This window comes from Nonomuraea sp. GTA35, from assembly GCF_041950525.1.
In the GTDB taxonomy this organism is placed as follows: Bacteria; Actinomycetota; Actinomycetes; order Streptosporangiales; family Streptosporangiaceae; genus Nonomuraea.
The window spans coordinates 465,710-489,591 of record NZ_JBGNUV010000006.1; the positions used below are offsets into that span (position 1 = coordinate 465,710).

General features: G+C 70.5%; 17 protein-coding genes. 12 read left to right on the forward strand and 5 right to left on the reverse strand.

Translation table 11 applies throughout. The features are described 5' to 3' along the window. The first annotated feature begins 25 nt into the window (after nucleotides 1-25). Nucleotides 26-1,939, forward strand: a complete 1,914-nt coding sequence (locus ACBJ32_RS28775) for an N-acetylmuramoyl-L-alanine amidase (protein ID WP_375129335.1) — start codon at nucleotides 26-28, stop codon at nucleotides 1,937-1,939. Here the strand turns inward: ACBJ32_RS28775 and ACBJ32_RS28780 are convergent. Together ACBJ32_RS28780 and glgP are read right to left on the reverse strand one after the other, a co-directional pair. After that, complete coding sequence (locus ACBJ32_RS28780; RefSeq protein ID WP_357872001.1) at nucleotides 1,902-2,798, reverse strand: MurR/RpiR family transcriptional regulator; 897 nt, start codon at nucleotides 2,796-2,798, stop codon at nucleotides 1,902-1,904. The two genes, ACBJ32_RS28775 and ACBJ32_RS28780, sit on opposite strands and share 38 nt — an antisense overlap. Nucleotides 2,799-2,887: 89 nt before the next feature. Continuing rightward, nucleotides 2,888-5,470, reverse strand: a complete 2,583-nt coding sequence (gene glgP, locus ACBJ32_RS28785) for an alpha-glucan family phosphorylase (protein WP_375129336.1) — start codon at nucleotides 5,468-5,470, stop codon at nucleotides 2,888-2,890. A 243-nt stretch (nucleotides 5,471-5,713) separates the two neighbouring features. On the opposite strand from glgP, the gene ACBJ32_RS28790 reads away from it, so the two are divergent. From ACBJ32_RS28790 to ACBJ32_RS28815, 6 genes are all read left to right on the forward strand, one after another. Beyond that, nucleotides 5,714-7,804: an alpha-1,4-glucan--maltose-1-phosphate maltosyltransferase gene (locus ACBJ32_RS28790; RefSeq protein WP_375129337.1), complete on the forward strand. Its 2,091-nt coding sequence runs from the start codon at nucleotides 5,714-5,716 to the stop codon at nucleotides 7,802-7,804. 72 nt (nucleotides 7,805-7,876) lie between these two features. Beyond that, the gene (treS, locus tag ACBJ32_RS28795) at nucleotides 7,877-9,577 is read left to right on the forward strand and encodes a maltose alpha-D-glucosyltransferase (protein WP_375129338.1); all 1,701 of its coding nucleotides are present in this window, start codon (nucleotides 7,877-7,879) and stop codon (nucleotides 9,575-9,577) included. Between the two features lie 3 nt (nucleotides 9,578-9,580). Then, entirely contained in the window at nucleotides 9,581-10,912 is a 1,332-nt protein-coding gene (locus tag ACBJ32_RS28800) for an aminoglycoside phosphotransferase (protein WP_375129339.1), read from the forward strand. A gap of 256 nt (nucleotides 10,913-11,168) precedes the next feature. Further along, nucleotides 11,169-13,331: a 1,4-alpha-glucan branching protein GlgB gene (glgB, locus tag ACBJ32_RS28805; protein ID WP_375129341.1), complete on the forward strand. Its 2,163-nt coding sequence runs from the start codon at nucleotides 11,169-11,171 to the stop codon at nucleotides 13,329-13,331. 97 nt (nucleotides 13,332-13,428) lie between these two features. Next, nucleotides 13,429-15,381, forward strand: a complete 1,953-nt coding sequence (locus tag ACBJ32_RS28810; protein WP_375129342.1) for a S8 family serine peptidase — start codon at nucleotides 13,429-13,431, stop codon at nucleotides 15,379-15,381. A gap of 193 nt (nucleotides 15,382-15,574) precedes the next feature. Then, complete coding sequence (locus tag ACBJ32_RS28815) at nucleotides 15,575-16,966, forward strand: S8 family serine peptidase (RefSeq protein WP_375129343.1); 1,392 nt, start codon at nucleotides 15,575-15,577, stop codon at nucleotides 16,964-16,966. 77 nt (nucleotides 16,967-17,043) lie between these two features. On the opposite strand, the gene ACBJ32_RS28820 is transcribed toward ACBJ32_RS28815, so the two are convergent. Both ACBJ32_RS28820 and ACBJ32_RS28825 read right to left on the reverse strand, forming a co-directional pair. Further along, nucleotides 17,044-17,364: a DMT family transporter gene (locus ACBJ32_RS28820; protein WP_375129344.1), complete on the reverse strand. Its 321-nt coding sequence runs from the start codon at nucleotides 17,362-17,364 to the stop codon at nucleotides 17,044-17,046. Nucleotides 17,365-17,381: 17 nt separating this feature from the next. Further along, nucleotides 17,382-17,729, reverse strand: coding sequence for a DMT family transporter (locus ACBJ32_RS28825; protein ID WP_375129345.1), 348 nt, complete (start codon nucleotides 17,727-17,729; stop codon nucleotides 17,382-17,384). Between the two features lie 126 nt (nucleotides 17,730-17,855). Here ACBJ32_RS28825 and ACBJ32_RS28830 point away from each other — a divergent pair, with 126 nt between their 5' ends. The 3 genes from ACBJ32_RS28830 (at nucleotide 17,856) to ACBJ32_RS28840 (ending at nucleotide 20,256) form a co-directional block, all read left to right on the forward strand. Continuing rightward, on the forward strand, nucleotides 17,856-18,305 hold the full coding sequence (locus ACBJ32_RS28830; RefSeq protein ID WP_375129346.1) for a MarR family winged helix-turn-helix transcriptional regulator: 450 nt from the start codon (nucleotides 17,856-17,858) through the stop codon (nucleotides 18,303-18,305). A gap of 59 nt (nucleotides 18,306-18,364) precedes the next feature. Beyond that, a complete protein-coding gene (locus ACBJ32_RS28835; protein ID WP_375129347.1) occupies nucleotides 18,365-19,513 on the forward strand; it encodes a sensor histidine kinase in 1,149 nt (382 codons plus the stop codon). Between the two features lie 95 nt (nucleotides 19,514-19,608). Next, on the forward strand, nucleotides 19,609-20,256 hold the full coding sequence (locus ACBJ32_RS28840; RefSeq protein WP_357873050.1) for a response regulator transcription factor: 648 nt from the start codon (nucleotides 19,609-19,611) through the stop codon (nucleotides 20,254-20,256). On the opposite strand, the gene ACBJ32_RS28845 is transcribed toward ACBJ32_RS28840, so the two are convergent. After that, a complete protein-coding gene (locus ACBJ32_RS28845) occupies nucleotides 20,243-20,893 on the reverse strand; it encodes a DUF2306 domain-containing protein (RefSeq protein ID WP_375129348.1) in 651 nt (216 codons plus the stop codon). The two genes, ACBJ32_RS28840 and ACBJ32_RS28845, sit on opposite strands and share 14 nt — an antisense overlap. A gap of 160 nt (nucleotides 20,894-21,053) precedes the next feature. On the opposite strand from ACBJ32_RS28845, the gene ACBJ32_RS28850 reads away from it, so the two are divergent. Together ACBJ32_RS28850 and sppA are read left to right on the forward strand one after the other, a co-directional pair. Further along, nucleotides 21,054-22,043, forward strand: a complete 990-nt coding sequence (locus ACBJ32_RS28850; protein ID WP_375129349.1) for an NAD(P)-dependent alcohol dehydrogenase — start codon at nucleotides 21,054-21,056, stop codon at nucleotides 22,041-22,043. Between the two features lie 81 nt (nucleotides 22,044-22,124). Further along, nucleotides 22,125-23,822, forward strand: coding sequence for a signal peptide peptidase SppA (gene sppA, locus ACBJ32_RS28855; RefSeq protein WP_375129350.1), 1,698 nt, complete (start codon nucleotides 22,125-22,127; stop codon nucleotides 23,820-23,822). Nucleotides 23,823-23,882 lie beyond the last annotated feature (60 nt).

A 23,882-nucleotide genomic window follows, 5' to 3' on the forward strand; every position in this document is an offset into this window, starting at 1 on the left:
CGCCCCCCAGTCCCGAGGAGTGCCCATGCGCAGACTACTGGCGATCTCCCTGATCGCCGTCCTCCCGTTAAGCAATCTCAGCGCAGCTCACGCCCAGGATCCCGCCGACCGGCAGCAGGCGTTCGCGGCGGCCGCCGAGGAGTTCCAGGTGCCGGAGAGCGTGCTGCTGGGCGTCTCCTACCTGGAGTCCCGCTGGGACGCCCACGCCGGGCAGCCCTCCAGCGACGCCGGCTTCGGGCCCATGCACCTGACCGACGCCGCCGCGTTCACCTCCGCCAACCATCACAGCGAGGGCTCGGAGGACGCCCGCGGCGACGAGAGCCGCCCGCTGCCCGCGCCGGGCGAGCATTCCGCGCCCGCCGACGTCCCCGCCTCGCTGCGCACCATGGAGCGGGCCGCCGCGCTGACCGGTGAGAGCCACGAGAAGCTGCGCACGGACGACGCCGCCAACATCCGCGGCGGCGCGGCGCTGCTGGCCGACTACCAGAAGGCGCTCGGCGCGCCGCTCAGCGACGACCCCGGCGAGTGGTACGGCGCCGTCGCCCGTTACTCGGGCGCCGAGGAGGCCGGGGCGGCCAAATTCTTCGCCGACGAGGTCTTCTCGGTGATCGAGCAGGGCGCCACCCGGACGACCGACGACGGCGAGCAGGTCGCGCTCAAGGCCGTGCCCGGCCTGGAGAAGATCGAGAAGTGGCTGGAGAAGCTCGGCCTGCGCCCGTCACGCCCCGACGGCGTGGAGTGCCCCGCCTCGATCTCCTGCGAGTGGATCCCGGCCGCCTACCAGGAGCTGCCGGACAACGACTACGGCCACTACGACCTGGCGAACCGCCCGTTCAGCCAGAAGGTCGACTACATCATCATCCACGACATGGAGGGATATTTCCTGCCCTCCATCCGCCTCAACCAGGACCCGAACTACGGCGCGAGCTGGCACTACTCCATCCGCTCGTCCGACGGCCACATCGCCCAGCACATCAAGACCAAGGACGTCGGCTGGCAGGCCGGCAACTGGTACATCAACGCCAAGTCCATCGGCCTCGAGCATGAGGGCTTCCTGGCCGAGGGCGGCACCTGGTACACCGAGGCGATGTACCGGTCGAGCGCCCGCCTGGTCCGCTACCTGGCGCTCAAGCACGCCGTGCCGCTGGACCGCGCGCACATCCTGGGCCACGACAACGTCCCCGGCACCCTGCCGACGACCGTGCGCGGCATGCACGAGGACCCGGGGCCGTTCTGGGACTGGGCGCACTACTTCCAGCTCATGGGCGCCCCGCTGCACGGATTCGGCAGCCCCCGCGCGGGATCGGTCATGATCAAGCCGGACTTCGCCACCAACAAGCCCTACTTCTACGGCTGCGACCGCAAGAACCCGCAAGCCGCCTGCCCGCCGCTGCCCGCCGGCACCGTCTGGCTGCGTACCGAGCCCCGCGCGGACGCGCCGCTGGTCAAGGACATCGGCAAGCATCCGACCGGCGAATCCCTCTACAGCGTGTACGACCACAGCGCCCGCGCCAGCACCGGCCAGCGCTTCGCCGTGGCCGACCGCCAGGGCGACTGGACGGCCATCTGGTACCTCGGCCAGAAGGCCTGGTTCCACAACCCGGCCGCCGCGCCGACCGCGGTGCCGTCTATGGGGCTGGTCGTCACGCCGAAGCCGGGCAAGGCGACGGTCCCGGTGTACGGCAGGGCGTACCCGGAGCAGGAGGCGTACCCGGAGGGCGTCCCGTACCAGGCGGTGACGCCGCTGCAGTACACGTTCTCCGCCGGCGAGAAGTACACGCTCGCGGGCCCGGCCGCCACGGAGTACTACCGCGCGGTCACCTTCAACCTGGAGGACCACAAGGTGGTCAGGGGCAGGACCAAGTACCTGGAGATCCAGTTCGGGCACCGCGTGATGTTCGTCAAGGCTGACGACGTGCAGGTGACGTTCTCCGGGTGAACTCCTTGACGGCGCGCCTGGTGCTCGCCAGCGCCTCCTGGGAGGAGTCGAACGTGCGCTGGGCGACGCCGACGAACACGCAGTCGACCACGAGGAGCTGACTGATCCGGCTGGCCAGGGCGCCGGGACGGAACTCCGTCTCGCGCCCGGCCGAGATCAGCACGTGCTCGGCCAGCTCCGCGATGGACGAGCGCGGGTTGTTCGTGATCGCGACCGTGGTGGCCCCGGCCTCCTTGGCCCGGCTCAGCGGCTCGATCACGTCGGGGGTCTCGCCCGAGGTGCTGATGCCGATGGCGACGTCGCCCTTGCGCAGCAGCACCGCGCTGGTCAGCGCCAGGTGCGCGTCCTGGAAGGCGTGGCTGGACAGGCCGATGCGCAGCAGCTTCTGGGCGACGTCCTCGGCGACCAGCCCGGAGGCGCCGACCCCGAAGGCGTCGATCCGCCTGGCCCCGACGATGGCGTCCACGACCAGGCCGAGCCGCTCGGAGGTGAGCTGGGCGACGGTGTCGTTGATCGCCTCCGACTCGGCCCGCGCGACCTTCTGGATGACCTCCGACAGGGGGTCGTCGGGGGCCAGGTCGCCGGGCACGAGCCGGTCGGGCTGCGCGGCCGCCGCCGCCAAGGCCAGCCTGAGCTGCGGGTATCCGGCGAAGCCGAGCAGCCTCGCCGTGCGTACGATCGTGGCCTCGCTGGTGCCCGAGGCGGCGGAGAGCTCCGTGATGGTGCTCCTGGCCACCGTCGCGGGGTCCTCCAGGATGAGGCGGGCGACGGTCTGGGCGGCAGGCGTCAGGGACGGCAGCACACCGCGGACCGTGGCCACAAGAGTGTCGGCGCGCAAGCCGTTCCTACTGTCGTCCACGGACCGATTATGCCGCCTGTGCCCGATAAGCGAGCGCCACGTTTCTCACCGTTCGAAGTGACTGTCACCGACGTCCGTGGCCGGTACTCCTACCGCAGCGTGCCGTTCGTCATGCCTGCGGGCTCCTCCGGGACGGCGATCAGGCCCAGCTCGGCCGGGGTGGCCAGCAGTGGATGGGCCGGGACCACGCGGACCGTGTAGCCGAAGGCGCCGGTGCGGTCGAGCGGGACGCCGCCCGTGTAGTGGGCCCGTCCGTCGTCGTCCACCGAGCGCACGGTCAGCTTCGTGTACGAGGGGTGGACGAGTTCGTCGTGCGGGCCGACCTTGCCGTGCGCGGCCTCCACCAGCACGTCGTCCGGCTCCAGGTCGCCGAGTGCGATCGTGGCGTGCAGCTCCATGGCGGCGCCGACCTCGGGGGTGTCGCCCACGCCCGCGGCCTCCACGTGCTCCACCCGCACCCCGGGCCAGGCCCGGGTGACCCGCACCCGCCAGGCGGCGAACGCCTTGGCGGGGGCGTAGGAGTCGGCGCTCAGGGCGCGGGCCGCGGCGGCGGCCGGGTTGTACAGGTCGACGACGTAGTCGCGCAGCATGCGGCCGGCGAGCACCTTCGGCCCGAGCGAGGTCAGCGTGTGCTTGACCATCTCCATCCAGCGCCGCGGCAGTCCGTCGAGCGCCCGGTCGTAGAACCGGTCGGACACCTCGTGCTCGATCAGGTCGTACAGGGCGGCGGCCTCCAGTTCGTCGCGCCGGTCGGGGTCGCTCACCCCGTCGGCGGTGGGGATGGCCCACCCGTTGGTGCCGTCGTACCACTCGTCCCACCAGCCGTCGCGGATCGACAGGTTGAGCCCGCCGTTCAGCGCGGACTTCATGCCGGACGTACCGGACGCCTCCAGGGGCCGCAGCGGGTTGTTCAGCCACACGTCGCAGCCCTGGACCATGAGCTGCCCGAGCGTCATGTCGTAGTCGGGCAGGAAGACGATCCGGTGCCGCACGTCGGCGCGGTCGGCGAACTTGACGATCTGCTGGATGAGCTTCTTGCCGCCCTCGTCGGCGGGGTGGGCCTTGCCGGCGATGACGATCTGCACCGGCTTGTCGGGGTCGAGCAGCAGCTCGGTGAGCCGTTCGGGGTCGCGCAGCATGAGCGTGAGCCGCTTGTACGACGGCACCCGCCGGGCGAACCCGATCGTCAGCACCCCGGGGTCGAGCGCGTCGTCGATCCAGCCCAGCTCGGCGTCGGAGGCCCCGCGCTCGCGCCACGACCTGCGCAGCCGCGCCCTGGCCCCCTCGACCAGCCGCCGGCGCAGCACGCCGCGGATCTCCCAGATGTCGGCGTCGGAGATCTTCTGGATGGCGTCCCAGCCGCGGGCCCGCTCCAGCAGCGAGGGCACCTCGCGCCCGGCGAGCTCCATGAGCTCCCTGCCGACCCAGGTGGGCGCGTGCACGCCGTTGGTGATCGAGCCGATCGGCACCTCGTCGAGGTCGAATCCCGGCCAAAGATTCTTGAACATCTCCCGGCTGACCTCGCCGTGGAGCTGGGACACCCCGTTGACCCGCTGGGCCAGCCGCATGCCCATGACGGCCATGTTGAACCGTCCGGGGTCGGACTCCGCGCCCAGCGCGAGGATGCGCTCCACCGGCACCGTCGGCCAGGCGTTGGCGCCGCCGAAGTGCCGCTCGATCATGTCGACGGGGAAGCGGTCGATGCCGGCGGGGACGGGGGTGTGCGTGGTGAACACCGTGCCGGCGCGCACCGCCTCCAGCGCCTCGTCGAACGTCATCCGCGCCTCGGTCAGCTCGCGGATGCGCTCCAGGCCGAGGAAGCCGGCGTGGCCCTCGTTGGTGTGGAAGACCTCGGGCTCGGCATGGCCGGTGATCTTGCAGTAGGCCCTGATCGCGCGCACGCCGCCGACGCCGAGCAGCAGTTCCTGCATGAGCCGGTGGTCGGTGCCGCCGCCGTAGAGGCGGTCGGTGATGTCGCGGGCGGCGGTGTCGTTGTCGGCCACGTCGGAGTCGAGCAGCAGCAGCGGGATCCGCCCGACCTGCGCCACCCACACCTGCGCGTGCAGCACCCGGTCGTCGGGCAGGGCCAGGCGGATCTTGACGGGCGCGCCCTCGGCGTCCTTCAGCAGGCTCAGCGGCAACCCGCCCGCGTCGAGCGACGGGTAGTGCTCGAGCTGCCAGCCCTCGGGCGACAGCGACTGGGTGAAGTAGCCGTGGCGGTAGAGCAGGCCGACGGCGAGGATCGGCACGCCCAGGTCGCTGGCCGCCTTGAGGTGGTCTCCCGCGAGGATGCCGAGGCCTCCGGAGTACTGCGGCAGCGCGGCGGCGATGCCGTACTCGGGGGAGAAGTACGCGATGGCCCGCGCGCCCTGGGGCAGCGTCTGGTACCACCGCGGGGATGTCATGTATTCGCGCAGGTCGTCGGCGGCGTCGGCGAGGCGGCGCAGGAAGCGGCGGTCGGCCGCCAGCTCGCTCAGCCTGGCCGGCGTGACGGCGCCGAGCAGCGCGACGGGATCGTGCCCGACCTGTTCCCACAGGGCGGCGTCCACCTCCGCGAAGAGGTCCATCGTCTCCGGGTGCCAGGACCATCGGAGATTGTGGACGAGCTCGCCGAGGGCGGCCAGCTCCGCGGGCAGGACGGTGCGGACGGTAAACCGGCGGATAGCTCTCACGTTTCTGCACCCTACGGGCTAGGAGGGACCTCTGAGTCCTTCACCCTCATGAAGGCCGTTCAAACCCCTTCCGGGAACAAGCATGAAGAGGGACTATTGGGGCAACTTTCCAGGTTGTTGGGCTCTCCCGTACACACCGACGGGAGGTCTATCCGCTGCTGTCCACAATTTACATGCAAGGATCGTTCCTGCCAGGGAAGCCTCCGGCGGCACCGGGAGTGCCGCCGCAAACTCTCGAATGCGATGATCGGACGAATTCCCATCACGGACATCTCCCCCGTCGTCGACTGCGGGCAGTGGCCCGCCAAGGCGGTCGCCGGCGAGACCTTCCAGGTCTCGGCGACCGTTTTCAGGGAGGGCCACGACGCCGTGGCCTCGGGCGTGGTGCTCACCGCGCCCGACGGCCAGCGAGGCCGCCTGAAACCCATGCGCGAGCTCGCCCCCGGCACCGACCGGTGGGGCGTGGACGTGAGCCTGCCCACCGAGGGTGACTGGCTGTTCCGCGTGGAGGCGTGGAGCGACCCGATCAGCACCTGGCTGCATGACGCCGAGATCAAAATCCCGCGCGGCATGGACGTCGATCTCATGTGCGAGGAAGGCGCGCGGCTGTTCGAGCGGGCCGCCAAGGCCGTGCGCGCCGCCGACTGCCCCAACGGCGCGACGGGCGCGAACGGCGCGTCCAAGCAGAACGGCGGGCGCAGGCAGAACGGCAACGGCGACAGCGCCTGCGGCCACCGCGCGGCACTGCTGTCGATCTCGGCCACGCTGCGCGACCAGGACCTCGACCCCCGGGCCAGGCTCTCGATCGCCCAGCTCCCCGAGACGGCGGCGCTGCTGGAGGCGCACCCGTTCCGGGAGCTGGTGACCAGGTCGAAGTCCCACAAGGTCAGGGTGGACCGGCGCAGGGCGCTCTACGGCTCCTGGTACGAGTTCTTCCCCCGCTCGGAAGGCGCGGTGGTCAACGAGCTCGGCATCTCCAAGTCCGGAAATTTCCAGACAGCCGCGAAACGGCTGCCCGCCATCGCCAAGATGGGCTTCGACGTCGTCTACCTGCCGCCCATCCACCCGATCGGCACCACGTTCCGCAAGGGCCGCAACAACACGCTCAGCCCCGAGCCCGACGAGCCGGGCTCGCCGTGGGCGATCGGCTCGGAGGACGGCGGCCACGACGCGGTCCACCCCGATCTGGGGACGATCGAGGACTTCGACGAGTTCGTCGGCCGGGCCAGGGAGCTCGGCATGGAGATCGCCCTCGACTTCGCCCTGCAGTGCTCCCCCGACCACCCGTGGGTCAAGGAGCACCCCGAGTGGTTCACGATCAGGGCCGACGGGTCGATCGCGTACGCCGAGAACCCGCCGAAGAAGTACCAGGACATCTACCCGATCAACTTCGACAAGGACCCGGAGGGCGTCTACACCGAGGTCAGGCGGGTGCTGCGGCACTGGATGGACCACGGGGTGCGCATCTTCAGGGTGGACAACCCGCACACCAAGCCGGTGGCCTTCTGGGAGCGGCTGCTGGCCGACATCCACCGCACCGACCCCGACGTGATCTTCCTGTCGGAGGCGTTCACCAGGCCGGCGATGATGCGTGCGCTGGCCAAGGCCGGCTTCCACCAGTCATACACGTACTACACCTGGAAGAACTCCAAACACGATGTGGAGACATATCTGACGGAGCTCGCCCACGAGACCTCCTGCTATCTGCGGCCGAACCTGTTCGTGAACACGCCGGACATCCTGCACGAGTACCTGCAGCACGGCGGCGTGCCCGCGTTCAAGATCAGGGCCGTCCTGGCGGCCCTCGCCTCGCCCACCTGGGGCGTCTACTCGGGGTACGAGCTCGGGGAGAATGTCCCAGTACGCCCGGGTAGCGAGGAATATCTGGATAGCGAGAAATATCAATACAAACCGCGCGACTGGGCTGCGGCTGAGCGTGAAGGGTGGAGCCTGGCTCCCTTCATCACGCATCTGAATTTGTTCCGAAGAGCGCATCCGGCGCTTCAGGAATTGCGTAATCTACGGTTCCACAGGGTCGACCAGGCGGACATCGTCTGCTTCTCCAAACGACTCCCGGGCGCCTATGACACGGCCACACGAAGGCACGGGCTGGGCGACGTCGTTCTGGCGGTCATCAACCTTGATCCGCACCATACCCACGAGGCGACGGTCGACCTTGACCTGCCCGCCCTCGGCCTCGACTGGAACGCCGAGTTCGTCGTCGACGACGAGCTGTCGGGCGAGTCGTACCGATGGCGGCAGAGCAACTACGTGCGCCTCGACCCCCACATCCAGCCTGCCCACATTCTCACCGTACGAGCCGCGCCACGGTAGATACTGAATTCAGCGGGGAGTCTTCAACGTGTGTGTTAGCGCCTCCCTCATGAGCCTCCTGCGGGGCGGCTCATGAGCTCCACACCCATTCCCAACACCTTTGACGAGGAAAAGCCGCGCGACCCCTACTGGTACAAGCGCGCGGTTTTCTACGAGGTCCTGATCCGCGGGTTCGCCGACTCCAACGGCGACGGGACAGGCGACGTCAGAGGGCTCATCAGCAAGCTCGACTACCTGCAATGGCTGGGCGTCGACTGTCTCTGGCTGCTGCCGCTGTACGAGTCGCCGCTGCGTGACGGCGGCTACGACATCGCGGACTTCATGAAGATCCTGCCCGAGTTCGGCGATCTCGGGGACTTCGTGAAGCTGGTCGACGAGGCGCACAAGCGCGGCATGCGCGTCATCGCCGACCTCGTCATGAACCACACCAGCGACGCCCACCCGTGGTTCCAGGCCTCCCGGCACGACCCGGAGGGCCCGTTCGGCGACTTCTACGTGTGGTCGGACACCGATGAGAAGTACCAGGACGCCCGGATCATCTTCATCGACACCGAGACGTCCAACTGGACCTACGACCCGGTCCGCGGCCAGTACTACTGGCACCGCTTCTTCCACCACCAGCCGGACCTCAACTACGAGAACCCGGACGTGCAGGAGGCGATGCTGGAGGTGCTGCGGTTCTGGCTGGACCTCGGCATCGACGGGTTCCGGCTGGACGCGGTGCCGTACCTCTTCGAGGAGGAGGGCACCAACTGCGAGAACCTGCCGAGGACGCACGAGTACCTCAAGCGGATCAGGACCGAGGTGGACCGGCTCTTCCCCGACCGGGTGCTGCTGGCCGAGGCGAACCAGTGGCCCTCGGACGTCGTGGAGTACTTCGGCGACCCGGTCGGCGGCGGCGACGAGTGCCACATGGCCTTCCACTTCCCGCTGATGCCGCGCATCTTCATGGCCGTGCGCCGGGAGTCGCGCTACCCCATCTCCGAGATCCTCGCCCAGACGCCGAAGATCCCCGAGCACTGCCAGTGGGGCATCTTCCTGCGCAACCACGACGAGCTGACGCTCGAGATGGTCACGGACGAGGAACGCGACTACATGTACACCGAGTACGCCAAGGACCCCCGCATGCGGGCCAACGTCGGCATCCGCCGCCGCCTGGCGCCCCTGCTGGAGAACGACCGCAACCAGATCGAGCTCTTCACCGCCCTGCTCCTGTCGCTGCCCGGCTCCCCCGTGCTCTACTACGGCGACGAGATCGGCATGGGCGACAACATCTGGCTCGGCGACCGTGACGGCGTGCGCACCCCCATGCAGTGGGACCCCGACCGCAACGCCGGCTTCTCCGACTGCGACCCCGGCCGCCTCTACCTGCCGGTGATCATGGATCCGATCTACGGGTACCAGGCGATCAACGTCGAGGCCCAGCAGAAGAACGCCGGCTCGCTGCTGCACTGGACGCGGCGCATGATCGAGATCCGCAAGCGGCACCCGGTCTTCGGGCTGGGCGGTTACGCGGAGCTGAACTCCTCCAACCCCAGCGTGCTCGCCTTCGTCAGGGAGCTGGGTGACGACCGGATGCTCTGCGTGAACAACCTGTCACGCTTCCCGCAACCGGTCGAGCTCGACCTGCGCAGGTTCGTCGGCGTCTCCCCCGTGGAAACCATGGGAGGCGTACCATTTCCGGCAATTGGCGAACTTCCGTATCTTTTGACGCTTCCCGGGCATGGGTTCTATTGGTTCACACTCCCGCCGGCCTTCACCCAGGAGGAGTAAGCCGTGCATGACGAGCTCCTTGCCGCATGGATCAGCCGTCAACGTTGGTTCGGCGGCAAGGGGCGCCCGATCGACGAACTGTCGATCGACTCGGACGTCGAGCTGACGCCCGGGCTGAGACACCTGATCGTCGCCGTCTGGCAGGAGGGCTCGCGGGATCGCTACCAGATCCTGCTGGGCGAGCGGGACGAGCTGCCCGACCGGCTCTCCCACGCCCTCATCGGCACCGTCGGCGACAGCTACCTCTACGACGCCCTGCACGACTCCGAGCGCACGAGCTGGCTGCTCGACGGCATGGCCCGCGACGAGACCCGCAGCGGCCTGCGCATGCGGCACGTGCCCGGCGTCACCATCGACACCACCCCGCGCAGCCTCGTCCTCGGCGCCGAGCAGTCGAACACCTCGCTGGTGTACGGGGATTCCTACATCTGCAAGCTCTTCCGCCGGCTCATCCCCGGCGTGAACCCCGAGCTGGAGATCATCACCGCGCTGGCCGGCCGCCGTGCGCCGCACATCGCGCAGCCGTACGGATGGATCGAGACCGATCTCGACGGCACCAACACCACGCTCGCCATCATGCAGGAGTTCCTGACGCCCGCCAACGACGGCTGGGACCTCGCGCTGGCCAGCGTGCGCGACCTGTACGCCTCGCTGCCCGAGCTGCCGGCGGCCGAGGCGGGCGGGGACTTCGCGGCCGAGGCGGTGCGGCTGGGCAGCGCCACCGCCCGCGTGCACCACGAGCTGGCGGCGGCGTTCCCCACAGGCGTCGTGGAGATCCACGAGGTCAAGCGCATGGCCGAGGGTCTGAGGCGCCGGCTGGGGCGGGCCGTGGCCGAGGTGCCCGAGCTGCGCCAGCATGTGAGAGCCATTGAGGACGCCTACCACCAGGTCGAGCTGCTCACCAGCGAGGTGCCTGTGCAACGCGTTCACGGCGACTACCACCTCGGGCAGGTGATGCGGACGCCGAGGGACTGGGTCATCCTCGACTTCGAGGGCGAGCCGGGCCAGCCGCTGGCCGAACGGCGGGCGCTGTACTCGCCGCTGCGGGACGTGGCGGGCATGCTGCGCTCGTTCGACTACGCGGCCAGGCACCTGCTGGCCGGCCACGCCCAGGCGGAGGAGCTGGAGCCCCGGGCCCAGGAGTGGGCCGACCGCAACCGGGCCGCCTTCCTCGACGGCTACACCGAGGGCGGCGGCGTCATCTCCCCGGCGGACGCGGCACTGCTGCGGGCGTTCGAGCTGTCGAAGGCGGTCTACGAGGTCGTGTACGAGGCCCGCAACCGGCCCTCCTGGATCTCGATCCCGCTCGCCGCCTTCCGCCCCCGCTCGGGCTAGAGCTCCTCGATCAATCCCGACAGTCCCTCATGGCCCACCCCTCTGGCGGTGCGCGGCACGAGGAGGCCGGGCGGCTGCCGGCACGGACGGCTGGGATCGGCGCCCGTCAGTGCCAAGGGCAGGAAAAGGATCGCTAGACCACCTCGGCATCTTCTTGTGATAAACCCGGGATTTTGCACATCCGGTGATTGTCGCGGTGAAAGCGGGCAGTGCCTGGGATGGACGGTCATCTTAGGGCAGTGTTGGGAGCATGCCGATGAGGACAGAGCTCGACCGCCTCGCGGGCGGTGCGCACCACGACCCCCACTCCGTGCTGGGAGCACACCCCGTGACCGGCGGGGTGGTGTTCCGCGCGTTGCGACCGCTGGCCGAACGCGTGCGGGTGGTGCTGGAGGACGGCTCTGCCCACGACATGAAGCACCAGGCCCACGGGGTGTTCGAGGTGACGGTGCCCGGGCTGGACAAGGTGCCGTCGTACACGCTGAGCGTCAAGTACGCCGGCGCGGAGGCGTACGAGGTGCGCGACCCGTACCGGCACTGGCCCACGCTCGGTGAGGTGGACCTGCACCTCATCGGCGAGGGGCGGCACGAGCGGCTGTGGGAGGTGCTCGGCGCGCGCGTGATGGAGCACGAGGACGTCCAGGGCACGGCGTTCGCCGTCTGGGCGCCGAACGCGCGTGGGATCAGGGTCGTCGGCGACTTCAACCACTGGGACGGCGTCGCCTACCCGATGCGGTCGCTGGGCCGGTCGGGGGTGTGGGAGCTGTTCGTGCCGGGGCTGGGGGCGGGCCAGCGGTACAAGTACCAGGTCCTGGGCGCCGACGGGGTGTGGCGTGACAAGGCCGACCCGATGGCCAGGCGGACCGAGGTGCCGCCGATGACGGCCTCGGTGATCGACAAGTCCAACTACAGCTGGCAGGACGACGCCTGGATGGTCGACCGGCGCGGGCGGCAGGCGCAGAGCCGGCCGATGAGCATCTACGAGGTGCACCTGGGCTCGTGGCGGCCGGGGCTGTCGTACGTGGAGCTGGCCGACCAGCTCTCCGAGTACGCCGCGGACCTGGGCTTCACCCACGTGGAGCTGCTGCCGGTGGCCGAGCACCCGTTCGGCGGGTCGTGGGGCTACCAGGTGACCTCCTACTACGCGCCGACGGCGCGGTTCGGCACGCCCGACGAGTTCCGCCACTTCGTGGACCGCATGCACCAGCGCGGCATCGGCGTGCTGCTCGACTGGGTGCCGGCGCACTTCCCGATGGACGACTGGGCGCTGGCCCGCTTCGACGGCACCCCGCTGTACGAGCACGCCGACCCGGCCAGGGGCGAGCATCCCGACTGGGGCACCTACGTGTTCGACTTCGGCCGCAGGGAGGTGAAGAACTTCCTGGTGGCCAACGCCCTGTTCTGGCTGAAGGAGTTCCACATCGACGGCCTGCGGGTGGACGCGGTGGCCTCGATGCTCTACCTCGACTACTCGCGGCGCGAGGGCGAGTGGACGCCCAACGTGTACGGCGGCAGGGAGAACCTCGACGCGGTCGAGTTCCTCAAGGAGATGAACTCGGTCTGCTACCGGGAGGCGCCCGGCATCACGACCGTGGCCGAGGAGTCGACGGCCTGGCCCGGGGTCTCGCGGCCGGTGCATCTGGGCGGCCTCGGGTTCGGGTTCAAGTGGAACATGGGCTGGATGCACGACACGCTCAAGTACCTGCAGCACGAGCCCGTCTTCCGCCAGTACCACCACCACGAGATGACGTTCTCGCTGCTGTACGCCTACTCCGAGAACTACGTGCTGCCGCTGTCCCACGACGAGGTCGTGCACGGCAAGGGCTCGCTGCTGGGCAAGATGCCGGGCGACGAGTGGCAGCGGTTCGCGCAGTTGCGGGCGCTGCTGGCGTTCATGTGGGCGCATCCGGGCAAGCAGTTGCTGTTCATGGGCGGCGAGTTCGGCCAGGGCTCCGAGTGGTCGGAGAGCCGCGGGCTGGACTGGTGGGTGCTGGAGTTCGACGGGCACCAGGGCGTGCAGCGGCTGGTCCGCGACCTGAACCGGATCTACCGCGACACCCCGGCGCTGTGGGAGCAGGATGCCAGGCCCGAGGGTTTCCGGTGGATCGACGCCGACGACGCCTCGGGGAACACGCTCTCGTTCGTCCGCTACGCCAATGACGGGTCGGCGGTGGCGTGCGTGGTGAACTTCAGCGGCGGGCCGCACGAGAACTACCGGCTCGGGCTCCCGTACGCCGGCCAGTGGACGGAGGCCGTCAACACCGACGCCTACCACTACTGGGGCAGCGGCGTGGGCAACCTCGGGGCGGTCGAGGCGGAGGAGGAGCCGTGGCACGGGCTGCCGTACTCCACGACGCTGCGTGTGCCGCCGCTGGGCGCGGTGTGGCTCACGCACGAGGGGAACCGGCTGAACGATTGAGGTGCACCCGCTGAAAGTTCGGTGAGAAACCGCCCGGAGGCCTGTGCCTCTGGGGCAAATCGCCCTAAACTCCGAGATCATCCCCCTCGGAGGACGCGTGCGATTCCGCCCCCTGATCGTCAGCACGATCGCCCTGGCCCTGCTGCCGCTGTCAGGCCCCGCCTACGCGGAGGACCCGGCACCGACCCCGGCGCCGGGCGTGACGCAGACGCAGACCCCGACGGAACAGCCCCCAGCGGAGGAGACCCCTCCCGCGGAGGATCCCGCCGACCCGGAGAGCAAGGTCGAGGACGGCTTAGGCGTGGACGGCGGCACCGAGCGCGCCATCGTCGAGCTGACCGGCCCCGCCGAGACCGCGCCCGTGGCCACCCAGGCCGCGGCCGAGAGCGTGGACGTGGTGCTGCAGCCGCAGAGCCAGTCGTTCATGGTCGTGGAGGGGACGGCGGAGGAGCTGGCCAAGCTCGCCGAGGACCCGCGGGTCTCCTCCATCCACCGCGACCGGACGTACACGCCGGCCGAGGTCGCCCCGAGCCTGTCCCTGATCGGCGCCGACAAGGTGCACGCCGCGGGCCACGCCGGGGCCGGCCAGGTGGTGGCCGTGCTCGACACCGGCATCGACGTCGACCACCCGTGGTTCCAGGGCCGGATCGTGGCCCAGGCGTGCTTCTCCGCCACGGAGGACAGCGGGGTCGTCTCGCTCTGCCCGAACGGCCTGAACCAGCAGACGGACGGGAACGCGGCGGACGCGATGACCGCCAACTGCCTGCTCGACGGCGTGAACCTGTGCGACCACGGCTCGCACGTCGCGGGCATCGCGGCCGGCACCGGAGGCGTGGCGCCGGGCGCGGGCATCGTGGCGGTGCAGGTGTTCAGCCGGCTCAACGACGAGGACAGCTGCGGCGAGCCGGCGTGCCTGGTGGCGTACGAGTCGTCGCTGCGCCAGGCCCTCGACTACGTGGCGACCCTGAACCAGCCAATCGCGGCGGTGAACATGAGCCTCGGCGGCATGCTGTACGACACGAGCTGCGATGCCACCGAGGAAGGCGCGATCTTCAAGGAGAAGTTCGACGCGCTGCTGACCAAGGACATCGCGACCGTGGTGGCCGCGGGCAACGAGTACTACGAGGGCACGGCCCATCCCGCCTGCGTCTCCACGGCGGTGGCCGTGGGCGCGAACGACAACGCCGACGCCATCGCGGAGTGGTCCAACCGGGGCAGCCTGCTCGACCTGTTCGCGCCGGGCGTGGACGTCGAGTCGGCGGTGCCCGACAACACCACGATCGCCTACAGCGGCACCTCGATGGCGACCCCGCAGGTGACCGGCGCGCTGGCGCTGATGAGGGCGGCCTCGCCGGACAAGCCGATGTCGGAGCTGATCGACACGCTGAAGGCGACCGGCAGGCCGTACGTGTACGACGTGGCCGGCGCCCAGGTCACCACCCCGCGCCTGGACCTCGCGGCGGCCCTGACCGGCGCGGCCGTGCAGCCGCCCGTCACCCAGAGCCCGTCCCCGGTGGCGGACGACCCCGCGCCCGAGCCCGACCCCAGCGACAGCAGCGGCCCCACCCCCGCACCCGACGACCCGGCGGAGCCGGCGCCCTCGGCGTCCTCCACCCCGGTCCCGCTGCCGACGGTGACGGTCACGGTGACCGTGACCGAGACGGCGAAGCCGCCTGCCGCGGTCTGCACGCGAGGCACCGCCGCGCAGAGGCTGACGACCCCGCAGTGGGCCGTGGAACTGCACCGGGCCAGCGGCACGATCCCGGACGAGACGCTGTCCTGCTACCTGAAGCTGATCGGCAAGTCGAGCAAGGTGTTCCCCGAGCTGACGAAGGCCTCGTCGCTGGGCAAGGCGTACCGCGTGCTGAAGAGCCCGAAGACCCGCAAGGCCAAGCTGGACGGCGCGCTGCTGACGGCCTGGCTGAACTGGGCGCACGGCACGAACGGCACGACGGCGCTGGCCGCCGCCGAAAAGGTCAGGCTCAGCAGCAAGCCGTCCGTGGCGGCGCTGAAGAAGGCCACCAGTAACATCCTCAAAACCGTTAAATAACAGCATTTCCGATTAAGGCCGGTCACTTCAGACCGGCCTTTTCCCTTGTGTCGCATAAAAGCAAAATAGCCTCCAACGTTTATTCGGGTTACATACGTCACTGACATCACAGTTGTTGCAGGTGGGGATGTAAGCGGCTGTACGCAGCCGGGAGCCGCAAAAGCTTCACGGCTCCAGCCTCCGGGAGGAAGAAGTGAGGCTACGGTCTCTGCTGGTCGGCGTGACAACGCTGGCCATGACGTCCGGCGCCCTCTGCGCCGGTCCGGCTCTCCAAGCCGACACCACCGATACTGGTGATCCGATCATCAGCCCAGCGCTCGTCTCGGAGATCCAGGAGAAGAGCGCAGTACGCTCCATCATCCAGCTCAAGCCCGGCCAGAGCGTCGAGGCCGTGGCCGCCGACATCGAGCAGGCCTCGGAGGGCAGCCGCGTCCTGGAGGCGGCGGAGTCGCCCAACTTCTTCGTCGCCGAGCTCGACGGCGCGACGCTGGAGAAGCTCAAGCAGGATTCGCGCGTCCAGTCCGTCTACAAGGACGAGCTGAGCATGCCCCTGCTCGACACCAGCACCGCCACGATCCGCTCGGTCCAGGCGAACGCGGCCGGCTTCAACGGCACGGGCACCACGATCGCCGTGGTCGACACGGGGATCGACAGCGACCACCCGTTCTTCACCGGCCGGGTCGCGGACGAGGCGTGCTTCTCCTCCTCCAGCGGGAGGGACGGCGCCGTCTCGCTCTGCCCGAACAACCAGCCCAGCCAGACGGGCCCCGGCGCGGCCAACGTCGAGATCCCGCAGTGCACGGTCAACGGCCAGAACGCCTGCTCGCACGGCACGCACGTGGCGGGCATCGCGGCGGGCAAGATGGTCACGGGCGCGCCGGGCAACGGCGTCGCGCCCGAGGCCCGCGTGCTCCCGATCCAGGTGTTCAGCCGCATCGACAACCCGCTGACCTGCGCGATCGGCGGCTCCACCGCGCCCTGCTTCCTCAGCTACACCTCGGACCAGAAGCTGGCCCTGGAGTACGTGGCGCGGGTGGTCAGGACGTTCAACATCGCGGCGGTGAACATGAGCCTGGGCAGCGCCCGCGGGTATACCGAGGCCTGCGACACGGACACGACCGCCGCGGCGGTCAAGCCCGAGTTCGACGCGCTGGTGAGCCTGGGGGTGGCCCCGGTGGTGGCGGCGGGCAACGCCGGCCTGCCGAATGCCGTCGCCTCGCCCGCCTGCATCTCCACGGCCATCACGACCGGCGCCACGGACGACGCCGACACGCTGGCGACGTTCACCAACCGCGGCAACCTGCTCGACCTGTTCGCGCCGGGCGTGGCCGTCAACTCCGCGGTGCCGGACGACACGTACGGGGTGAAGGCCGGGACCTCGATGTCCGCGCCGCACGTGGCGGGCGCGTTCGCGCTGATGCGGCAGCGGTTCCCTGAGTTCACGGTGGCGCAGAGCCTGCAACGGTTGCAGGACACCGGCACGCCCGTCCAGTTCGACTCGTCGGGAACGGCCGTGATCAAGTCGCGGATCGACATGGAACGCGCCACCTCGGGCACCCAGGCGCCCGCCAATCCCGGCGTCTGACCACGATCCACCGAAGGGGCCGGGCCACCCGGCCCCTTCCGCCTGTCCGGAGAACCGGCGGCGCCGGCGCCCCCTGCTCAGACGCCCGCCGCGATCTTGAGGAGGACGACGCCTCCGATGATCGCGGCGAACGAGCCGAGCTTGGCGGGTGTGATCTTCTCCTTGTAGATGAGGGCGCCGAGCACGACCGTGCCGATGGAGCCGACGCCCGTCCAGACGGTGTAGCCGACGCTGACGTCCAGGGTCTTCAGCGCCAGGCTGAGGGTGAAGATGCCGCCGGCGGCCGACAGCAGGGTGAAGACCGACGGCCAGAGCCGGGTGAAGCCCTTGGTGGCGTTGGTGCCGAGCGCGAAGCCGATCTCGAAGACGATCGCGATGGAGAGGTAGATCCAGGCCATGATGATGTTCCTCTGGGTCAGGCGGTGGCGGAGGGACGGGTCGAGGACAGGCGGTCGGCGAGCTTGAGCCCGAGCACGCCGCCGATGATCAGGACGAAGGCCAGCGCCTTCCACACGGTGATCTCCTCGTCGAAAATCACGGAACCGAGCACGACGGTGCCGACCGAGCCGATGCCGGTCCAGACGGTGTAGCCGACGCCGACGTCCAGGGTCTTCAGTGCCAGGCTCAGGAAGAAGATCCCACCGGCCGCCGCACCCGCGGTGAGCAGGGACGGCCAGAGCTGGGTGAACCCCTCGGTGGCGTTGGTGGCCAGCGCGAAGACGACTTCGAACACCGCCGCGATGAGCAGGTAGATCCATGCCATCGGAGACTCCTCGGGAATTTGCATGTATCTGCAAGTAGTTAGGGCAAGCAAGAGGATGTATGTACATGTATCTTCTTGTCAAGCGGGTTCTCGTGATCGAACGCCACAGCGCCTTGGAGGCAGCCCATGACCGCCGCACCGCCTGTCCCGGACGTCGCCACGACGTGGAACCACGTCCTGCTCCTGCACGCCCGCGTGGAGAGCAGGCTCGGCACCACGCTCCAGCGGCGCCACGGCATCGGGCTGTCGGAGTACCGCGCCCTCGTCCACCTGGCCGCCTCCCCCACCGGCGAGCTGCGCATGCAGGAACTGGCCGACAAGCTCGGGCTCAACCAGAGCTCGGTGACCCGCCTGGTGGCGCGGCTCAACGCGGCCGAGTTCACGTACCGGGACCTGTGCCCGGACGACAAGCGCGGCGTCTACACGGTCATCACCGAGGCCGGCCGCGCCCGGTACGCCGAGGCGAGCCACACCTACGAGGAGACGCTGAGGAGCGCGCTGGAGGAGGCCGGGCAGGCGGACGCGGCACTCGCCGCGGCGATCAGTGCCCTGGGCGGCATGCTCACCCGCGCCTGAGCCGCGAACTCCCCTTCCGGACCGATCCGGACCGGCCCCCGCTCTCGTACCATGATTGCGTGCAGGGCCTTCTCCGCTCGTGGTGGGACGAGCCCCGTCCGCCCCAGGCGCCGCGCCGGGTGTGGCGTGACTGGGCGCTCGTGGGCCTGCTCGCCGTGGCCGCCGTGCTGGAAGGCACGCTGCGGACCGACCTCCAGTGGCGGCCCATCTCGGTGATCTTCCCCATCGTGATGGTGCCCACGCTGTTATGGCGCCGTACCCGGCCGCTGCTCGCCATGGCGATCCCCGTCGTGGCCTCGACGCTGGTCCAGATCCTCGCGGGCGCCGACCCGGCCGAGATGTCCTCGTCGGCCTACATCGTGATCCTCCTCTACGCGTTGTCCCGCTGGGGGTCGGGCCGGGAGATCACCGCGGGGCTGCTGCTGATCAGCGTCGCCGTGTCGGCCTCCGTGGTGACCGGGCACATCAAGGCGGCCGACGTCGCCGGCGCGTACGCCGTCGTGTTCGCGGGGATCGCGCTGGGCGGCACCTTCCGCTACCGGGCCAGGGCCAGGATGCGCGAGCTCGACCAGGTCAAGCTGCTCGAACGCGAGCAACTGGCCCGCGACCTGCACGACACCGTCGCCCATCACGTCTCGGCGATGGCGATCAGGGCCCAGGCGGGCATCGCGACCGCCGCCTCCGATCCCGGCGCCGCCGTCGACGCGCTGCGGGTGATCGAGGCCGAGGCGTCCCGCACGCTCGCCGAGATGCGCACCATGGTCCGCGTCCTGCGCCGCGACCGGGGGCCGGCGATGCCGGAGCTGGCGCCCAACCCGGACCTCGCCGACCTCCGGCAACTCGCCGGACGGGGTCGCGTCGGCCCCGCCGTGGACGTACGGATCGACGGCGACCTCGACGGCGTGCCCGCCTCCGTCGGGTCCGCGATCTACCGGATCGCCCAGGAGTCGGTCACCAACGCCCGGCGGCACGCCCGGCACGCCACCCGGATCGAGGTCCGCGTGGCCGCCGACGACACGTCCGTGCGCCTGCGCGTGAGCGACGACGGCGACAGCACCGCGGGCCGTCCCGTCGCCTCGCCCGGGTACGGGCTGCTCGGCATGATCGAACGCGCCGGCCTGCTCGGCGGCACCTGCGAAGCCGGGCCCAACCCCGGTCGCGGCTGGACCGTGACCGCCGAACTGCCTCGAACGGGAGCCTCCACATGACCACAGGGCCGGCGGAGCACCCGAGCACACCGGGCCACAACGCGGGCGAAACAGGCCGGAACGCGGGCGCGCCAGGCCGGGACGGCCCCATCCAGGTGATCGTCGCCGACGACCAGGAGATCGCCCGTACCGGCCTGCGGATGATCCTCGACGCCCAGCCCGGCATCGAGGTCGTCGCCGAGGCGGCCGACGGGCACCGCGCCGTCGAGCTGGCGCGGCGGCTGCGGCCCGACGTGTGCCTGTTCGACATCCGCATGCCCCGCTGCGACGGCATCGAGGCCACCCGCGCCCTGGCCGGGCCCGACGTGGCGGACCCGATGGCCGTCGTCGTGATCACCACGTTCGACCTCGACGAGTACGTCTACGCGGCGCTCAGGGCGGGCGCCCGCGGGTTCCTGCTCAAGGACGCGGGCCCCGCCCTGCTCGCCCAGGCGGTCCGGGCCGCGGCGGGCGGCGACGCGCTCATCGCGCCGAGCATCACGGCCCGCCTGCTGTCCGCGTTCGCCGGCACCGGCCCCGCCCAGCCCCGGGTGCAGCCGATCGAGCCGCTCACCGAGCGGGAGGAGGAGATCCTGCTCACCGTGGCCCGCGGGCGGACCAACAGCGAGATCGCCGGCGAGCTGCACATCTCGCTGAGCACGGTGAAGAGCCATGTGGCGAGCCTGATGACCAAGCTCGGCGTCCGCAACAGGGTGGAGATCGCCATGTGGGCGTACGAGACGAACCGCGTCAGGCAGCGCTGACCCGCCACCCCCGCCGGCGGATGATCGCCTCGGCCACGGCGGCGTTGATCGCCCAGCCCGCGGCCAGGAGCAGCGCCCGGGTGAGGTGGTCCGGCTCGCCCGCGGCCGCGATCCACACCGCCTGCGTCACGGCCTGGGTGCCGGCGCCGGCGCCGATGGCGTACGCGCGCATCATCCAGGCGCGGTGCCGGCGCACGTCCCCGCGCCGGATGGCGGCGAAGCCGAGCACGAGGGAGCCGAGCATGACCGTCCCCGCCACCCCCCGGAACACGGTCAGCAGCCCGTCATCACCGGGCGGCAGCTCGGCGAACGCCGTCATCCACAACCCCGACACCGCCGCCACCAGCCCGAACCCGACCAGCGCCCGCCCGGCGGCCCGATGCCACCCGCGCCTGCGCCGCCGGAACCGGGGCGCGAACTGGAACGCGCCCACCGCGCTGTAGACGGACACGGCCACGATGTGCGCCACGATCGGCGCGGGAGAGGCGAAGAAGCGGGCGTTGGCCTGCGTGATCTCGGCTCCGGCGGCCAGCTCGGTGAGGCGGACGCCGCCCGCGAGCACGGGGACGAAGCTGAGGGCGATCAGTCCGGCCGGCACGAGCCAGCCCGTCCTGCGGGCAGCGAGGTCGTTGGGCATGCCCCGATGGTGGCCGCCGGGGCCGCCCCGGCTCATCGCCCTGACGGCCGGACCTGGATGAGCCGATCGGCCGGTCAACAGCTCGTACTTTCGACCGTTGAGCCTTCCCGCAGGTCGCGCCCACACTGAGGCCCATCGACCCCACCGGAAGGAGATCCCGATGAAGGCCTACGTTCTCACCTCGTACGGCTCCCCCGACGCCCTGGAGCTCAAGCACGTCGCCCAGCCCGCCCCCGGCCCGGGCGAGGTCCTGGTACGGGTGCGCGCCGCCTCCGTCCAGCCCGCGGACTGGCACCTCATGCGCGGCGAGCCGTTCATCTCCCGGCTCATGCCCGGCCCTCTGGGGCTGCGCCGGCCGAGGATCACCATCCTGGGCGCGGACGTGGCCGGGGAGGTGGAGGCGGTCGGGCCGGGCGTCACGCGGTTCCAGCCGGGCGACGAGGTGTTCGCGATGACCGCCAAGGGCGGCGGCTTCGCCGAGTACGTGTGCGTGCCGGAGACCGAGCTCGCGCCGAAGCCCGCGAAGCTGTCGTTCGAGGAGGCGGCGGCCGTGCCGCTGGCCGCGGGCACCGCCCTGCTGGCCCTGCGCGACCAGGGCAAGGTGCGGCCGGGGCAGCGGGTCCTGGTCAACGGGGCCTCGGGCGGCGTGGGCACGTTCGCGGTGCAGCTCGCCAAGGCGTACGGGGCGCACGTCACGGGCGTGTGCAGCACGCGCAACCTGGACCTGGTTCGCTCGCTCGGCGCGGACGAGGTCGTCGACCGCACGAAGGAGGACTTCACCCGCGGCGGGCAGGTCTACGACGTGCTGCTGTACATCGCGGGCAACCGCTCGTTCTCGGAGTGCCGCAGGGTGCTGGCGCGCAAGGGCGTCTGCGTCCTGATCGGCGGCGCGGCCAGCCGCTGGCTGCAGCCCGCCGGCCACGTCTTCGCGACCCTCGCCGCGTCGGCGTTCGTCTCGCAGAAGGCCGTCCTGACGGACGTGCTCAGCGCCAGGGGGAACCGGCGGAACCTGGAGGAGCTGGCGGATCTCGTCGAGGACGGCCGGCTCACCCCGGTCGTGGACCGCGTGTACGACTTCGCGGAGCTGCGGGCGGCGATCCGGTACCAGGAGGAGGGGAACGCCCCGGGGAAGGTCGTCGTCCGGGTGTGACACGGACGCGCGCGGCACCTCTACGCTCGGAGGGAGCAACGCCCCAGCCCATTTCGGAATGTGTCGCTTAGGGTGGCTTCTATGGACGCAGGCAAGGCGATCTTCGAAACCGTCGACAGGCTTCGTCAGCGGCGCACGGCCCCGCTGATCCTGGAGCTCGATCTCACCGAAGGCCTCACCGAGGGCCCGCCGGCGGATCCGCTCGCCGCGGTGCTGTCCATGCGCAAGACGCGCCTGGCCGACGTCCTGTCCGGGCTCAAGCGGGCCAGGCAGGACCCGAGGGTCAAGGCGCTGGTCGTGAAGATCGGCGGGCAGCCGCTGGGCCTGGCCATGGTGCAGGAGCTGCGCCAGGCGGTGATCCACTTCCGCGCGTCGGGCAAGCTGACCGTCGCCTTCTCCGAGACGTTCGGGGAGTTCGGCGGCGGCACCGTGCCGTACTACCTGGCCACCGCCTTCGAGCGGCTCTACCTGCAGCCCAGCGGCGACGTCGGCCTGACCGGGGTGGCGCTGGAGCAGCGCTTCGTCAAGGGGGCGCTGGGCAAGCTGGGCGTCGGGTTCGAGGCCGGGCAGCGGCACGAGTACAAGACCGCGCCCAACACCTTCACCCAGGACCACATGACCGATCCGCACCGCGAGTCCATGGCGCGCATCGTCGAGTCGGTCACCGAGAGCCTCGTCGCGGGCATCGCCGACGGCCGCCGCCTGGACCCGGGCAAGGTGCGGGAGCTGATCGACCGCGGCCCGTTCACCGCCGCCGAGGCGCAGGAGGCCGGGCTGGTCGACGGGCTGGCCTACCGGGACGAGGTGTACGACGAGCTCAAGCGGGCCGCGGGCGACGACGCGCACCTGCTGTACGTCTCCCGCTACGCCAGGGGCGCGGCCGTGCGCAAGCTGTCGCACCCGATGGCCGACGCGATCGCGCTCGTGCACGCCACCGGCATGATCAGGACCGGCCGCAGCGGCCGCAGCCCGCTCGGCGGTGGCGGCGCGATGGGCTCCGACACGATCAGCGCGGCGCTGCGCGCGGCCAGACGCGACGACCACGTCAAGGCGGTCGTGTTCCGGGTGGACAGCCCCGGCGGCTCGTACGTGGCCAGCGACACGGTCTGGCGCGAGGTGACGCTGACGCGCAAGGTCAAGCCGGTGATCGTGTCCATGGGCGACCTGGCGGCCTCCGGCGGCTACTTCATCTCGATGGCGGCCGACGTGATCGTGGCCCAGCCCGGCACGCTGACCGGCTCGATCGGCGTGTACGGCGGCAAGCCCGTCTTCTCCGAGCTGCTGGAGAAGGCCGGCATCACCTCGGAGATGGTGGCCGAGGGCGCCAACGCCGGCATGTTCTCCACCTCCCGCGGCTTCTCGCCCGAGCAGTGGGCGCGCATCAACGCCTGGCTCGACCGCATCTACGACGACTTCGTGGGCAAGGTGGCCCAGAGCCGCGACCTGTCGCGCGAGCGCACCCACGAGCTGGCCCGCGGCCGGGTCTGGACGGGCGCCGACGCCCGGGCGAGCGGGCTGGTGGACGAGCTGGGCGGGCTGGAGGACGCGCTGGCCATGGCCAGGAAGCGGGCCGGCCTGGCCGACGACGCGCCGGTGCGCACGTACCCGAGGCTCAACCCGCTGGAGCGGCTGCGCGGGCCGGAGTCGAGCGAGGACAGGTCGGCGGCGCTGGCCAGGATCCGGGTGGACGCCTGGGGGCCGCTCGCGCGGCTGTCGGCCGAGCTGGGCCTGCCCGCGGTGGGGCCGCTGATCCTGCCCGGCTGGTACTCCATCCGCTGACTGCGTGACGGCTGCACGGTTCGGGGAGCCGGTCAGCTCGCGATCACGGAGAAAGCACAG

Excerpts from the sequence above, each read along its gene's own strand:
- ACBJ32_RS28830 (WP_375129346.1), top strand. The coding sequence starts at position 17,856 with ATGACCGCCGCACCGCCTGTCCCGGACGTCGCCACGACGTGGAACCAC.
- ACBJ32_RS28820 (WP_375129344.1), bottom strand. The coding sequence starts at position 17,364 with ATGGCCTGGATCTACCTCTCCATCGCGATCGTCTTCGAGATCGGCTTC.
- ACBJ32_RS28850 (WP_375129349.1), top strand. The coding sequence starts at position 21,054 with ATGAAGGCCTACGTTCTCACCTCGTACGGCTCCCCCGACGCCCTGGAG.
- sppA (WP_375129350.1), top strand. The coding sequence starts at position 22,125 with ATGGACGCAGGCAAGGCGATCTTCGAAACCGTCGACAGGCTTCGTCAG.
- glgB (WP_375129341.1), top strand. The coding sequence starts at position 11,169 with ATGAGGACAGAGCTCGACCGCCTCGCGGGCGGTGCGCACCACGACCCC.
- ACBJ32_RS28825 (WP_375129345.1), bottom strand. The coding sequence starts at position 17,729 with ATGGCATGGATCTACCTGCTCATCGCGGCGGTGTTCGAAGTCGTCTTC.
- ACBJ32_RS28775 (WP_375129335.1), top strand. The coding sequence starts at position 26 with ATGCGCAGACTACTGGCGATCTCCCTGATCGCCGTCCTCCCGTTAAGC.
- ACBJ32_RS28790 (WP_375129337.1), top strand. The coding sequence starts at position 5,714 with ATGATCGGACGAATTCCCATCACGGACATCTCCCCCGTCGTCGACTGC.
- treS (WP_375129338.1), top strand. The coding sequence starts at position 7,877 with ATGAGCTCCACACCCATTCCCAACACCTTTGACGAGGAAAAGCCGCGC.
- ACBJ32_RS28845 (WP_375129348.1), bottom strand. The coding sequence starts at position 20,893 with ATGCCCAACGACCTCGCTGCCCGCAGGACGGGCTGGCTCGTGCCGGCC.